Annotated in this window: 11 protein-coding genes, 2 tRNA genes and 1 rRNA gene; 11 read left to right on the top strand and 3 right to left on the bottom strand. The window is 30.9% G+C overall.

Going from position 1 to position 14,477, the window contains the following annotated elements; genetic code table 11:
- The first annotated feature begins 4 nt into the window (after positions 1-4).
- A complete protein-coding gene (locus SAR11_RS02585; protein ID WP_011281763.1) occupies positions 5-1,111 on the top strand; it encodes an acetyl-CoA carboxylase carboxyltransferase subunit alpha in 1,107 nt (368 codons plus the stop codon).
- Here SAR11_RS02585 and secA read toward each other — a convergent pair.
- Positions 1,106-3,670 (bottom strand): preprotein translocase subunit SecA, encoded by a 2,565-nt coding sequence (gene secA, locus SAR11_RS02590; RefSeq protein WP_011281764.1) that lies wholly within the window; start codon positions 3,668-3,670, stop codon positions 1,106-1,108. The genes SAR11_RS02585 and secA overlap by 6 nt on opposite strands.
- A gap of 65 nt (positions 3,671-3,735) precedes the next feature.
- On the opposite strand from secA, the gene argJ reads away from it, so the two are divergent.
- Positions 3,736-5,037, top strand: coding sequence for a bifunctional glutamate N-acetyltransferase/amino-acid acetyltransferase ArgJ (argJ, locus tag SAR11_RS02595; RefSeq protein WP_011281765.1), 1,302 nt, complete (start codon positions 3,736-3,738; stop codon positions 5,035-5,037).
- Positions 5,038-5,078: 41 nt separating this feature from the next.
- The gene (locus SAR11_RS02600; protein ID WP_011281766.1) at positions 5,079-5,510 is read left to right on the top strand and encodes a DUF1178 family protein; all 432 of its coding nucleotides are present in this window, start codon (positions 5,079-5,081) and stop codon (positions 5,508-5,510) included.
- Here SAR11_RS02600 and ubiG read toward each other — a convergent pair.
- Positions 5,507-6,229 carry a bifunctional 2-polyprenyl-6-hydroxyphenol methylase/3-demethylubiquinol 3-O-methyltransferase UbiG gene (ubiG, locus tag SAR11_RS02605; protein ID WP_011281767.1) on the bottom strand — a complete coding sequence of 241 codons (723 nt, stop codon included), beginning with the start codon at positions 6,227-6,229 and terminating at the stop codon, positions 5,507-5,509. The genes SAR11_RS02600 and ubiG overlap by 4 nt on opposite strands.
- A 65-nt stretch (positions 6,230-6,294) precedes the next feature.
- Between ubiG and SAR11_RS02610 the strand changes: the two genes are divergently transcribed.
- Genes SAR11_RS02610 through SAR11_RS02630 form a run of 5 tightly spaced genes read left to right on the top strand, consistent with a single transcriptional unit; the run spans position 6,295 to position 11,024 of the window.
- Positions 6,295-7,506 (top strand): aspartate kinase, encoded by a 1,212-nt coding sequence (locus SAR11_RS02610; RefSeq protein WP_006997387.1) that lies wholly within the window; start codon positions 6,295-6,297, stop codon positions 7,504-7,506.
- A 3-nt stretch (positions 7,507-7,509) separates the two neighbouring features.
- Positions 7,510-8,610, top strand: a complete 1,101-nt coding sequence (gene ispG, locus SAR11_RS02615) for a flavodoxin-dependent (E)-4-hydroxy-3-methylbut-2-enyl-diphosphate synthase (protein ID WP_011281768.1) — start codon at positions 7,510-7,512, stop codon at positions 8,608-8,610.
- A 5-nt stretch (positions 8,611-8,615) separates the two neighbouring features.
- On the top strand, positions 8,616-9,689 hold the full coding sequence (gene prfA, locus SAR11_RS02620) for a peptide chain release factor 1 (protein WP_011281769.1): 1,074 nt from the start codon (positions 8,616-8,618) through the stop codon (positions 9,687-9,689).
- A 1-nt stretch (position 9,690) separates the two neighbouring features.
- The gene (gene prmC / locus SAR11_RS02625; RefSeq protein WP_011281770.1) at positions 9,691-10,533 is read left to right on the top strand and encodes a peptide chain release factor N(5)-glutamine methyltransferase; all 843 of its coding nucleotides are present in this window, start codon (positions 9,691-9,693) and stop codon (positions 10,531-10,533) included.
- Positions 10,534-10,547: 14 nt separating this feature from the next.
- Positions 10,548-11,024, top strand: coding sequence for a DUF4167 domain-containing protein (locus SAR11_RS02630; protein ID WP_011281771.1), 477 nt, complete (start codon positions 10,548-10,550; stop codon positions 11,022-11,024).
- A gap of 2 nt (positions 11,025-11,026) precedes the next feature.
- Here SAR11_RS02630 and SAR11_RS02635 read toward each other — a convergent pair whose 3' ends face one another.
- Positions 11,027-12,325, bottom strand: coding sequence for a M23 family metallopeptidase (locus SAR11_RS02635; protein WP_011281772.1), 1,299 nt, complete (start codon positions 12,323-12,325; stop codon positions 11,027-11,029).
- Positions 12,326-12,655: 330 nt separating this feature from the next.
- On the opposite strand from SAR11_RS02635, the gene SAR11_RS02640 reads away from it, so the two are divergent.
- The 3 genes from SAR11_RS02640 (at position 12,656) to SAR11_RS02650 (ending at position 14,390) form a co-directional block, all read left to right on the top strand.
- Positions 12,656-14,130 (top strand): 16S ribosomal RNA (locus tag SAR11_RS02640).
- 98 nt (positions 14,131-14,228) lie between these two features.
- Positions 14,229-14,305 (top strand) — tRNA-Ile (locus tag SAR11_RS02645).
- 9 nt (positions 14,306-14,314) lie between these two features.
- A tRNA-Ala gene (locus SAR11_RS02650) sits at positions 14,315-14,390 on the top strand.
- Positions 14,391-14,477: the final 87 nt, after the last annotated feature.

A 14,477-nucleotide genomic window follows, 5' to 3' on the forward strand; every position in this document is an offset into this window, starting at 1 on the left:
TCATATGAAAAATTATTTAAATTTTGAAACAGATATTAAAAATTTAGAGATAGAAATAGACAAACTTAAAGACCCTTATAATCAAGATGGTCTTTCGGAAGTAGATACCAAAAAAATATCTGAGTCTCAAAAAGAGATAGATAATAAACTACAAGAGATTTACTCTAACTTAGACCCCTGGCAAACTACTCTAGTTGCAAGACATGAAGATAGACCTAAAGCAAAATTTTTTATTGATAATTTATTTGAGGATTTTATCCCACTGTCAGGTGATAGATATTATGGAGAAGACAAATCCGTATTAGCAGGATTTGCAAAATTTGATGAAAAATCTGTCTTAGTTATTGGTCAAGAAAAAGGGGACAGCCTTGAAAGTAGAATTGAAAGAAATTTTGGAATGATGAGACCTGAAGGTTACAGAAAAACAATTAGATTAATGAAATTAGCAAATAAATTTAACATTCCGATAATTTCTTTTATAGACACACCCGGAGCTTACCCTGGTGTAGGGGCGGAAGAAAGAGGTCAAGCAGAGGCAATTGCAAAATCAATTGAGTGTTGTATGTCTTTAAACGTCCCAACTCTTGCGATTGTTATTGGAGAAGGTGGATCAGGAGGGGCAATAGCACTTGCTTCATCTAACAAGGTAATCATGTTAGAAAATGCAATTTACTCAGTAATATCTCCAGAGGGCTGTGCCACCATTTTATGGAGAGACCCTAAAAGAACTTTAGAAGCAGCAAAAGCTATGAAATTGTCTTCAAAAGACCTTTTAGAACTAAAAGTAATTGATGAAATTATTCCAGAGCCAATTGGTGGTGCCCACAGAGATAGAGACCTAATATTAGATAACGTAAGAAAATCGATTGAAAAAAATTTGAATGAATTTTTTAACATGAGTGGAGAAGAAATTTTTAATCATAGAAAAAATAAATTTTTAACTATTGGAAGATCTAAAGGTTTCGTAAATCAAATAGACGATCTAAGTACACTCAGCATGAAAGAAAGTAAGGTTAATTTATTTATTAAAAACTTCTTTAAATCAAAGTTAAATTTAGCAGTTTTATTTGGAGTAATAGTTTTATTGGGCTATTTTATATTTTCTTTATAAGGCCCCACAACAGTTTTTAAACTTTTTACCTGTAGCTTCACATTTCTCATTTCTTGAAATTTTTTCATTTTTTCTTTTTATTAGTAAACAATTTGGATCGTTAGATGTTTCTTTTTTTAATGGTCTTGAAATACTTTCACTAGGTTCTTGAACTATTTTTAAATTTATTAAAATTGTAACAAAATCCATTTTCAATTTATTCAATAAGTTTTCGAAAAGAAAAAAGGCTTCTTTTTTATACTCAACTAATGGATCTCTTTGACCATAAGATCTTAGGCCAATAACTTGTCTTAGTTGTTCAAGATATTGAATATGTGACTTCCAGTTTAAATCTATACACTGAAGAAAAATTCTTTTTTCAACTTCTTTTGCTTTTTCTTCATCCAACATTTTAATTCTTTCATTTCTTGCTTCTAAAAATTTAGAATTAATTTTATTTTTGAACTCTTCATCTTTTAATTCAGTAACATTTTTAAATTCATTATCATCAACACTTTTTCCTAGTAAAGTTTTTAACTGATTATTAAATTCATTATTTTTAGTTGTTGATAGTTTCTGTGTTTTTAAGCTGATTAGATGACTAATAATTTCAGATAAGAATTCATCTGAATAATCAAAAACTTTTTCACTATTCATCACGCCATTCCTTTGAGAGAATATTACATGTCTTTGATCATTTAACACGTCATCAAATTTTAATAAATTTTTTCTTATATCAAAATTTCTAGCCTCAACTTTTTGTTGTGCCCTTTCAAGTGCTTTATTAATCCAGGGGTGATCAATACTTTCTCCATCTTTTAAGCCTAATTTTTGAAGAATATTATTCATAGATTCTGAACCAAAAATTCTCATTAAGTCATCTTCTAAACTAACATAAAAAATTGAACTTCCTTCATCACCCTGTCTACCAGCTCTTCCTCTGGCTTGGTTATCAACTCTTCTAGATTCCATTCTTTCTGTACCAATAACAAATAGTCCACCGAGTGATTTTATTTTATTTTTATTTTCTAAAAGTTCATCATCAGGTTGACTTCCTTTTTTTCCACCTAACTGGATATCAACACCTCTACCCGAGATACTTGTTGTGATTATAACTGAATTCATTTTTCCAGCATTTGCAATGATTTCAGCTTCATTTTCATGATTTTTTGCATTTAAAACTACATGTTTAATTTTTTCATCATTTAGTAATTTTGAATAAATTTCTGATTTATTAATGCTAGAAGTGAAAACTAATATAGGCTGACCTTGCTTGTGACACTCCAGAACTTTTTCAATGATAGCTTTATTTTTTTCTTCTTCAGTTCTAAAAATTTGATCATTCCAATCTTTTCTAATCATTTCTTTATTTGTAGGGATGATAACCACAACTAAATTATATATTTCATAAAACTCCTGAGATTCAGTTGCTGCAGTTCCAGTACATCCTGAAATTTTATTATAGAGCTTGAAGTAATTTTGATAAGTTATTGATGCTAGAGTTTGATTTTCAGCTTGAACATCTATTCTTTCTTTGGCTTCAAGTGCTTGGTGTAAGCCATCTCCAAATCTTCTTCCCTCTAATATTCTACCAGTAAGTTCGTCAATAATTTTTAATGTTCCATCTTTAACAATATAATCCTTTCCTTTTTCAAATAGATGATGAGCTCTTAAAGATTGATTTACATGATGAACTAAACTTAAGTTTTCAGGGTCATAAAAGTTATTATTTTTTAGAATTCCAGCATCAGAGAATATTTTTTCTACATTATTTATTCCCTCATTGGTAAGCAATATATTTCTATCTTTTTCATCAATCTCATAATGTTCTGGTAATAATCTTTTTATAAGTTTGTCAATCGCAAGATATTGTTCTGTTTTGTCTTCAGCAGCTCCCGATATTACAAGTGGCGTTCTAGCCTCATCAATTAAACAAGAATCTATTTCATCCACAATAGTATAAACATGTCCTCTTTGAACCATTTGTTCTTTTGAAAATTTCATATTATCTCTAAGATAATCAAACCCTAATTCACTATTAGTTGCATATGTAATATCAAAATTATAATTTTTTTTTCTTTCAAGATCATCTTGGTCATTATTTATAAAACCAAAAGTTAATCCTAAAAATTTATATATCTCCCCCATTTCTTGCGAGTCTCTTTTTGCAAGATAGTCATTTACAGTAACTATATGCACCCCTTCTTCTGTCAGAGCATTTAAATAAGCAGCTAGACTTATTGTTAAAGTTTTACCTTCACCAGTTCTCATTTCTGCAATTTTGCCCTCGTGAAGCACAACACCTCCAAGTATTTGAACATCATGATGTCTCTCATTTCTTGTTCTCTTAGAAGCCTCTCTCACAAGTGCAAAAGCTTCAGGCAATAGGGTGTCTAAATTTTCACCATTTTTAAGTTTATCTTTCAATTCTGTAGTTTTTTTAGGAAAGTCTTCGTCACTAAGGTTTTTAACAGAAGCTTCTAAGGAGTTAACTTTTACAACTATTTTGTTAATTCTATCGAGCTCTTTTTGATTGCTAGATTTAATAAACTTTGTGATAAAATTTAAGGGATTAAGCATTTAATTTTCTGGTATATAATTAATTATAACTTTTAATATAAGTATTAAATAAATATTTTAAACACATGCCAATAAACGTTAAAAACTTTATAAACTCACTAAATTTAAAGTCAAAAAATAGTGACTTTCAAGATTTAGAACATCTAGATGGAGTTTCAATATCCACAGTTTGTGCAAATTTATACAGCAAACCCAGGGATGATTTGGTTATGTTTTATTTTAGAGACGGGGCAAACTATGCATCTGTTTATACACAATCAAAAATAGTTTCAGAGAACATTAAGTGGAATTTAAATATTAAAAGTAAAAAAATAAGCTCTCTAATTATTAATACTAGAAATGCTAATGCATTTACAGGATCAGATGGTTACAAAGGTTTAAAAGAAATAGCAGAAGAAGCAGCATTACAATTAACAAAAAAACAAACTGAAGACGAAGATTTTCCAAAGAAGATATCATCAAATCAAGTACTTTTTGGATGCACAGGGACAATTGGAGAAAAATATCCAACTGAAAAAATTAAAAAGAACATTCCAGAATTAATCAAAAAAATTAAATATACACAAAATAAATTTACCTGGATGAAAGCTGCATTAGGCATAATGACAACAGACCTACAGCCAAAAATTTCTATGGAGGAATGCAAAATAGGAAATAAAAATGTTAAGATTTATGGGATTGCTAAAGGATCAGGAATGATTTTTCCAAACATGGCGACCACATTAGGTTATGTTTTTACAGATGCAGATCTTTCAAACGATATTTTAAACAAACTATTAAAGAAAAATATTAATACAACTTTTAATGCAATTAGTTGCGATGGTGACACTAGTACTAATGATATGGTTTCTATTTTTTCAACAGGAAAAGTAAAAAACTCAATCATTAATAATATTAATGATAAAAAGATATTTAGTTTTGATAAAGCCCTACATTCAGTATTATTAAATTTGTCAAAAAGAGTGGTTAAGGATGGTGAAGGAGCTACTAAATTTATTACAATCAATATAGTTAAATCAAAAAGTGAGAAAGAAGCAAGAGTAATAGCTTTTTCTATTGCGAATTCAAATCTTGTTAAAACAGCCATCGCAGGAGAAGATCCAAATTGGGGTAGAATAATAATGGCCATAGGAAAATCTGGAGTGAAAATAGATTTAAAAAAATTAGCAATAAACTTTGGTGGTATTAAGATTATAGAAAAAGGACAAATTTTTAAATATTATAAAGAAAATGAAGCGACTAACTATATGAAAAGTCAATCAATAGATATTTCAGTAGATTTAAATATGGGATCAAAAAGTTTTACTGCTTACACAATGGATTTAACAAAAAAATATATTGAGATTAATGCTGATTATAGAAGCTAATTTGATATTGAATTAACTTTATTAACTATTAACTATAAACCATGATCAAATACAAGCTCATATGTAAAGATTGTGAAACTACTTTTGATAGTTGGTTTTCATCGTCCAAGGAATATGAAAAACTTAAAAAGAAAAAATTCTTAAATTGTCATTTTTGTAATTCTTTAAATGTTGGAAAGGGCTTGATGTCTCCTAATGTGAGTACTTCAAAAAATATTTTAACAGACATTGATTCATCCAGTGAAAAATATAAAGAAATAAAAAAAACAATTTATAAATATCAAGAATTTATAAAAAAAAATTTTGAATATGTGGGAGAAAATTTTGCTTATGAGGCAAGGTCTCTACATTATAAAGACAAAAAAAAAGCCAAAGGTATTTATGGTACCGCAACAAAAAAAGATCTTAACGAATTAAAGGAAGAGGGTATAAAAGCAGAAATACTGCCTTGGATAAAAGATACTACGAACTAATTTTTTATAAATTTTGTAATATAATTAACAGAAGTATCATTTGTTACTTTCCAGCTATTATCTAATATATTAAAATTCATTCCATCTAATTTTTTAAGAGATAGATTGTTTTTTTTACTTATATCTATTAGCTCACTAGGTTTAACAAATTTTTCCCAATCATGTGTTCCAATTGGAAGCCATTTTAAAATATATTCAGCACCCACTATTGCAAATACATAAGATTTTAATGTTTTGTTAAGGGTTGCGATAAACATTATTCCATTTTTTTTCAATAATTTTGAACTTTCTTTAATAAAAAAGTCTATATCATTAACATGTTCAACTATTTCCATGTTCAAAATTACATCAAATTTTTTTTTATCTTTTAACATCTCTGGAGATGCAACTTTATAGTCAATCTTAAGTTTATTTTTTTTTGCATGAAATTTTGCAACTTCAATATTTTTCTTTGATGCATCAATGCCAACAACACTTGCTCCTAGTCTGCACATCGGTTCAGATAATAACCCCCCACCACAACCAATATCAAGTAATTTAATATTTTTTAACGGCTTATCAGATGATCTAATTTTAAAATCTTTGATAATATTTTCTTTTATATATCTAATTCTTATTGGATTAAAATTATGCAATGGTTTGAATTTACCATTAGGATCCCACCATTCTTCAGCAATTTTGGAAAATTTCTCAATTTCTTTTTTATTTATTGAATTCATAATAGATAACTTGTGGACATAACAATTAAGATGTATTTTATCAAATATAAATTACAAAATTATCAATGAAAACTGTTGTATTAAAGTTCGGTGGAACCTCCGTTGGAAGTATAGATAGAATAAAGAGCGTAGCAAAAATTATTTCCTCTTACAAAAAGAAGAAAATGGGTGTCATTGTGGTTTCATCTGCAATGAGTGGCACAACCAATGAATTAATAAAAAAAACAAAAGAATTAAGTAATACCTTTGATGCAGCAGAATATGATGTTTTGTTAGCAACAGGAGAGCAAGCAACTTGTGCATTAATTGCTGGTAGATTAAAACACCTTGGTTTTAAAGCTAGATCATGGATGTCTTGGCAGCTACCAATTATTACAGAAGGACCTTATAGCTCTTCAAGAATTAGCAAAATCAATAAAGGAAAAATACTTAGTTTCATGAAATCAGGTGGAATACCTATCATAACTGGTTTTCAAGGCATTAACTTAGAAAATAGACTTACAACACTGGGCAGAGGTGGAACTGATGCATCAGCAATAATGCTTGCAAAATTTTTTAATACTGATGCGTGTGATATCTACACTGATGTAGATGGTGTTTATACTACAGATCCAAGAAATCATTCTAAAGCCAAGAAAATTCATAAAATTTCCTATGATGAAATGTTAGAGATGGCATCATTAGGCGCAAAGGTTATGCAACCTACATCTGTGCAAGATGCAAAACTAAATAATATTAATTTTTCAGTTAAATCTTCATTTCAAAAAAAGAAAGGCACATTAATAACTGGTACAAAAAAAACCTTCAGTAATCAAATAATAACTGGAATTACTTCTACAAAAAATGATTCTAAAGTTACGATTGTAGGTGTTAAGGACAGACCAGGAGTAGCAGCTGCTGTTTTTAAACCATTATCACTTAATCAAATTAATGTTGATATGGTAGTTCAAAATATTTCTTTAAATGGAAAAGAAACAGACTTAACTTTTACAATTAAATCTGAGGATGTAAAAAAAACAGAAAAAATAATTAAACAAAATAAAAGAATTTCATTTAGAAAACTTACGTATGACAATAATGTTTCAAAAGTATCTATTATTGGTGTGGGTATGATTACAACACCAGGAATTACCTATAGAATGTTCCAAGCTTTGGCTTCAAAAAAGATTAACATAATGGTTATTTCAACTTCTGAAATTAAAATTTCAGTTTTAATTTCAAATAAACAGATAAAAAAAGCAGTAGCAGTGCTTCACAAAGAATTTAAGTTAGATTAACTTATGAGCTTAAGACCATTTAGAGACATTCATAGAAAAAAAACAAAAGTAATAAATGTTGGTGATGTAAAAATAGGTGGTGACAATCCTATTTCTGTTCAATCAATGACCAATACCTTAACAACCGATATTCAGGCCACAATAAAACAAATTAATGATATTCATGAAGAGGGTGCAGATTTGGTTAGAGTTTCTTGCCCAGATGAAGAGTCTTCATTAGCTCTTAAAGAAATTACAAAACATGTATCTGTTCCAATAATTGCTGATATTCATTTTCACTATAAAAGAGCCATAGAAGCAGCTGAAAATGGAGCAAAATGTTTAAGAATTAATCCAGGAAATATTGGTGATAAATTAAAAATACACGATGTACTTAGTGCTGCTAAAAATAATGATTGTTCTATTAGAATAGGTGTTAACGCTGGCTCTCTTGAAAAAGATATTTTAGAAAAATATAAAGAGCCATGCCCAGAAGCTTTAGTTGAAAGCGCACAAAGGAATATTAAGATTTTAGAAGATCAAGATTTTTTTAATTTTAAGATAAGTGTAAAATCTTCAGATATATTTTTATCTATTGCAGCGTATCGTCAACTATCAAAAGTTACAGATTATCCATTACACCTAGGGATCACAGAAGCTGGAGGTTTTGTATCGGGTAGTGTTAAGTCATCAATAGGTCTTGGCTCACTTTTAATGGATGGAATAGGGGATACTATAAGAATTTCTTTGTCTGATGATCCAGTTAAAGAAATTAAAATTGGTAATGAAATATTAAAGTCACTTAATTTAAGAAATAGAGGTGTAAAAATTATATCTTGTCCGTCATGTGCAAGACAAGCATTTCAAGTAATTGACACGGTAAAAATATTAGAAGATAAACTAGCTCACATCAAAACCCCTTTAACATTATCGATTATTGGCTGTGTAGTTAATGGACCTGGTGAAGCAGCGATGACAGATATAGGAATTACTGGAGGCGGTAAGGGTAATAATATGCTTTATTTATCTGGCATTCAAAGTGAAAAAGTTTTATCAGAAGACATAATATCAAGAGTTGTAAGTGAAGTTGAAAAAAAAGCTGCTGAACTTGATAAAAAATTATAAATACAATGATACCTCTAAAAACTATTGAAGATTTAATATCTAAGCATTCTATTTTGGAGAAAGAGCTATCATCAGGTGAAGTGGATAAAAAACTTTTTGCCGAAAAATCAAAAGAATACTCGGATTTAAACGAAGTAATTGATGATGCTAGAAAATATTTTTCTTATGAGGGTGAAAAAAAAGATCTGGAGAAAATATTAAGCGACTCAAATAGTGATAATGAGTTTAAAGAAATGGCTGAAGTAGAATTAAAAGATTTAAAATTAGAAAACGAAACTATAGAAAAAAAATTAAAACTATTTTTACTACCAAAAGATGAGGCAGATAAAAAAAATGCAATTATAGAAATAAGAGCAGGTACGGGAGGGTTAGAGGCAAGTTTATTTGCTGCAGATCTTTTTAAGATGTATGAAAAAGTTAGTCATCAAAAAAAATGGGAATTAGAATTAATAAGTATGTCTCAGAGTGAGGCAGGTGGACTGAAAGAAGTTATTGCATCAATTAGGGGGAAAAATATTTATTCAACATTAAAGTATGAAAGTGGAGTTCATCGTGTTCAAAGAGTTCCAGATACAGAAACTCAAGGGAGAGTTCACACTTCTGCAGCAACTGTGGCTGTTCTACCAGAAGCAGAAGAGGTTGATATAAAAATAAATGATTCAGACTTAAGAATTGATGTATTTAGAGCTGGTGGCCCAGGTGGGCAATCTGTTAATACAACTGATAGTGCCGTGAGAATTACTCATATTCCAACTGGATTATCTGTATCTCAACAAGATCAAAAATCACAACACAAAAATAAAGCAAAAGGGATGTTAATTTTAAGATCAAGACTTTATGAATTAGAAAGATCAAGAATAGAGGGCGAAAGATCAGAAGATAGAAAAAGCAAAATAGGAACTGGAGACCGTTCTGAAAGAATTAGAACATATAATTTTCCACAAGGAAGAGTAACAGACCACCGTATTAATCTAACCCTACACAAACTTGAAGCTTTTTTAGAGGGTGAAGCCTTTGATGAAATGGTAGAAAATTTAACGCTGCAAGCACAAGAAGAAAAATTGAGCAATCTTAATTAAAATGAATATAGAAAATATTCTGAAAGAAGGAATCAAAATCCTACAAAAAAATAAGATAGCCAATCCTCAACTTGATAGCGAGATATTATTATCCAACTCGATTAAAAGAGATAAAAAGTATATTATTTTAAATCCTAAAGAAGTTTTGAACTCAGAGCAATTACGAAAATTTAAAAGTTTAATTGAAAGAAGAAAAAAAGGTGAACCAATTGCTTATTTAATAAATAAAAAAGAGTTTTGGAAAGATGAATTTTTTGTTAATAAAGATGTGCTAATTCCAAGACCTGATAGTGAACTAATAATAGAACAGGTTTTAAAGATTTATTCAAAAGATGATCATTTACAACTTCTCGATATAGGAACTGGATCTGGATGCATTCTTTTATCCATACTAAAAGAGAGATCTAATTTTTATGGAACTGGAATAGATATTTCTAAAAAAAGTATAAATGTAAGCAAATTTAACGCAAAACAACTAAACTTAACTAATCGAGTAAAGTTTTTTCACTCAAGTGTTGACAATTTTAACAATGGCAAATATGATATCGTTGTTTCAAACCCTCCATATATTGAACAGTTAAGTTTAAAATATTTGGAAAAAGATGTAGTTAATTTTGAGCCAAAGTTAGCTTTAAGTGGTGGGTTTGATGGTTTTTCAAAAATCAGAAAAGTAATCAATAAGACAAATAATCTGATTAAGAAAAATGGTAAATTTATTTTAGAGATAGGTTTTAATCAAAAAAATAAAGTTATAAAAATATTAAAAGAAGAAGGTTTTTACGTTAACAAAGCCATAAAAGATTATGGCAATAATGATCGCTGCGTAATCAGCACTAAAATTTAAATTGAAAAAATATTATGGTAACATTTAGAAGTAATAATAGTAATAACAATAGAAGACCTCCATTTAGAAGTAATAATAATAGAAGACCTCCATTTAGAAGTAATAATGAAGGGTCAAAATTTTCTAACAACGATAATTTTCAAAGAAAAGTTCCAGGCAGAAATAATCATAATGCCGTTAAACTTATTGAAAAATACAATGATTTAGCAAGAGAAGCTTTAGCTAATGAAGATAAAATTTTATCTGAAAATTATTTTCAACATGCGGATCATTTTACAAGAGTTCAAAACGAGCAAGAAAGCCTTAGAATGGCTAGAGTAAATTCATCTGCAACTGCAACTATTAAGCCACTAGATTCAGACAAAAAGGTTGAAGAAACTATTAAAACTGAAGCTGAAACGGTTAAAAAAGAAGTGACTGAACCTGAAGTTAAAAAAGTTGTAAAAAGTGTAGATAAAAAAGTGGTTGAAAAGAAAGTCGCTGCTAGTTAATTTTATCCAATAATTAATTCTGATTTTAAAACATCTAATTTAATTTTTTCTACCTCAAATATTTCTCTTTCTTTTCCTTTAAGTGTTTTGCCAGAAGGCAACTTTAATTTTTGAGAGTTAACCTTCTTTCCATTTACAACTACTTCATAATGTAGATGTGGACCTGTAGATTTTCCAGTCGACCCGACATAACCAATTATCTGACCCTGTTTTACTCTTATTCCCTCTTTTATTCCTCTAGCAAAATTTTTCATATGAGCATAAATAGTTTCATAAGTTGAATTATGTTTTATTTTAATACAATTTCCACCACCACCACACCATCTCGCTCTCGTTATCAGTCCACTTCCAGATGCCATAATAGGAGTGCCCATTGGGGCTGCAAAGTCAGTTCCTCTATGCATTTTATTAAAACCATCTATAGGATGTTTTCTCATTCCAAATGCAGAAGAAAGTCTTGCACCATTAATAGGAGTTTTCATCAATGCTTTTTCAACACTCTTACCATTTTCATCATAGTGTCCTTCACTTCCTTTTTTTTCAAAATAATATAATGCATTATTTTTTCCACTTAGCTTTAGATCTGCAAAAATTATATTACTTGTTTCAAATACTTTGCCCTCATCGTCTTCAAACACTTCATACATGATTTGAAAATTATCATTTTTTCTAATATCTCTTTGAAAATCAACCTGGAATCCATAAATTCTTGCAAACTCAATAATCACATTTGGCTGAACTTTCAAATCAATAGCTGTTTTATATAAACTTTGTGTAATTTTCCCTTCTTTAAAAATAATTTTTTTATTTAAATTTGTAATAATTGTTTTTTTTTCAAAAAGGTTATTATCTAGATTTCTTATTAATTGAATTTTTTCTGTTCTAGAAACTGGAAATAAAAAAGAAGTAATTTTTTTATTATTTGACTGGTCGATAGTAATTTTTATTTCAAGATTTGGCTGAAGATTATTTATATTGTAATCCGAATTTAATTTTTTTTTGATCTGATTAATTTCTTCATTTGGTATTGAATAATTATTTAAAATTTTATCAAAGGTTTCACCACTAGAAATTTTATGATCAATATTTTTATATCTTGGAACTAGATTGTCAAAAATTTCGTTAATACTTTTTTGGAAATAAATATTATTTATTAAATTTTTGTAATTTTCATCTATTAATACTTTTTTTTCATTATAGATGTTGGTGCTTGAAATCGTAATTAACAATAGTAAGAAAAGAAAAGTAATCTCAATATTTTTTTTTATTATTTTTATTATTTTATTTGAACTAAATATCATCTTGAACTTTGAATTATTAATTTAGTAATGACTAAAAATCAAAAAAAACCTAGTATTTATTGATATATTTGAGCATTTATTTAAATGCTAAATGCTTGATTTACTTTTATTTTAGCTTATAAGCAGCACACTTTCTCAGTAAAATTATTGTTTACTCAATAGATTAGTGAGGATTATTGGGCGTTTTAGACCCAATTAGCTATTTAAAAAGTAAAAATTTAAGAAGAGAAGTGTGGACGGTTAAGGTTACCAAAATTTGTCGTACACACTTCAAAATCGTATGGATTGTATTCTTACAATTTATATATGAAGCTAGTGTGCGCCGTTTTTTAACTTGAGAGTTTGATCATGGCTCAGAACGTACGCTGGCGGCACGCCTAACACATGCAAGTCGAACGAAGTAGCAATACTTAGTGGCAGACGGGTGAGTAACATGTGGGTATCTACCCTTTGGCCTGGAATAACACGAGGAAACTTGTGCTAATACCGGATAAGTCTTTACGGAGAAAGCTTTATGCACCATTGGATGAGCCCGCACTTGATTAGTTTGTTGGTAGGGTAATGGCCTACCAAGACTATGATCAATAGCTGATTTGAGAGGATGATCAGCCACATTGGGACTGAGACACGGCCCAAACTCCTACGGGAGGCAGCAGTGGGGAATCTTGCACAATGGAGGAAACTCTGATGCAGCGATGCCGCGTGAGTGAAGAAGGCCTTTGGGTTGTAAAGCTCTTTCGTCGGGGAAGAAAATGACTGTACCCGAATAAGAAGGTCCGGCTAACTTCGTGCCAGCAGCCGCGGTAATACGAAGGGACCTAGCGTAGTTCGGAATTACTGGGCTTAAAGAGTTCGTAGGTGGTTGAAAAAGTTGGTGGTGAAATCCCAGAGCTTAACTCTGGAACTGCCATCAAAACTTTTCAGCTAGAGTATGATAGAGGAAAGCAGAATTTCTAGTGTAGAGGTGAAATTCGTAGATATTAGAAAGAATACCAATTGCGAAGGCAGCTTTCTGGATCATTACTGACACTGAGGAACGAAAGCATGGGTAGCGAAGAGGATTAGATACCCTCGTAGTCCATGCCGTAAACGATGTGTGTTAGACGTTGGAAATTTATTTTCAGTGTCGCAGGGAAACCGATAAACACACCGCCTGGGGAGTACGACCGCAAGGTTAAAACTCAAATGAATTGACGGGGACCCGCACAAGTAGTGGAGCATGTGGTTTAATTCGAAGATACGCGCAGAACCTTACCAACACTTGACATGTTCGTCGCGACTCTAAGAGATTAGAGTTTTCGGTTCGGCCGGACGAAACACAGGTGCTGCATGGCTGTCGTCAGCTCGTGTCGTGAGATGTTGGGTTAAGTCCCGCAACGAGCGCAACCCTCACTTTTAGTTGCCATCATTAAGTTGGGCACTCTGAAAGAACTGCCAGTGATAAGCTGGAGGAAGGTGGGGATGACGTCAAGTCCTCATGGCCCTTACGTGTTGGGCTACACACGTGCTACAATGGCATCTACAACAGGAAGCAAAACGGCAACGTTAAGCAAATCCCGAAAAGATGCCTCAGTTCGGATTGCACTCTGCAACTCGAGTGCATGAAGCTGGAATTACTAGTAATCGTGGATCAGCGTGCCACGGTGAATGCGTTCCCGGGTCTTGTACACACCGCCCGTCACACCATGGGAGTTGGTTCTACCTTAAGGCAAGGTTTTAAACCCTTGACCACGGTATAGTCAGCGACTGGGGTGAAGTCGTAACAAGGTAGCCGTAGGGGAACCTGCGGCTGGATTACCTCCTTTCTAAGGATGAGTGAAAGTAAAATTTCACTCTAAATAATATACATCGGTAATGTTGACCGTCCTCATTTCTCTTCTTAAAGTAATGTTTCCTTCTTGTAGGGCCGGTAGCTCAGTTGGTTAGAGCACACCCTTGATAAGGGTGGGGTCGAAAGTTCGAGTCTTTCTCGGCCCACCATACTTAACTGGGGGATTAGCTCAGCTGGGAGAGCGCCTGATTTGCATTCAGGAGGTCAGCGGTTCGATCCCGCTATCCTCCACCAGGAAACATTTAGTTATTAAAACTGTAAATAAAAATAATTTATATCAATATCTATATCCGAACATTAAAAGTTATTATTTAATGTTCA

Origin of the sequence: Candidatus Pelagibacter ubique HTCC1062, assembly GCF_000012345.1 — a bacterium.
Lineage (GTDB): Bacteria > Pseudomonadota > Alphaproteobacteria > Pelagibacterales > Pelagibacteraceae > Pelagibacter > Pelagibacter ubiqueversans.

Coding starts and splice junctions, on each gene's coding strand:
- SAR11_RS02585 (WP_011281763.1), top strand. CDS start 5: ATGAAAAATTATTTAAATTTTGAAACAGATATTAAAAATTTAGAGATA.
- secA (WP_011281764.1), bottom strand. CDS start 3,670: ATGCTTAATCCCTTAAATTTTATCACAAAGTTTATTAAATCTAGCAAT.
- argJ (WP_011281765.1), top strand. CDS start 3,736: ATGCCAATAAACGTTAAAAACTTTATAAACTCACTAAATTTAAAGTCA.
- SAR11_RS02600 (WP_011281766.1), top strand. CDS start 5,079: ATGATCAAATACAAGCTCATATGTAAAGATTGTGAAACTACTTTTGAT.
- ubiG (WP_011281767.1), bottom strand. CDS start 6,229: ATGAATTCAATAAATAAAAAAGAAATTGAGAAATTTTCCAAAATTGCT.
- SAR11_RS02610 (WP_006997387.1), top strand. CDS start 6,295: ATGAAAACTGTTGTATTAAAGTTCGGTGGAACCTCCGTTGGAAGTATA.
- ispG (WP_011281768.1), top strand. CDS start 7,510: ATGAGCTTAAGACCATTTAGAGACATTCATAGAAAAAAAACAAAAGTA.
- prfA (WP_011281769.1), top strand. CDS start 8,616: ATGATACCTCTAAAAACTATTGAAGATTTAATATCTAAGCATTCTATT.
- prmC (WP_011281770.1), top strand. CDS start 9,691: ATGAATATAGAAAATATTCTGAAAGAAGGAATCAAAATCCTACAAAAA.
- SAR11_RS02630 (WP_011281771.1), top strand. CDS start 10,548: ATGGTAACATTTAGAAGTAATAATAGTAATAACAATAGAAGACCTCCA.
- SAR11_RS02635 (WP_011281772.1), bottom strand. CDS start 12,325: ATGATATTTAGTTCAAATAAAATAATAAAAATAATAAAAAAAAATATT.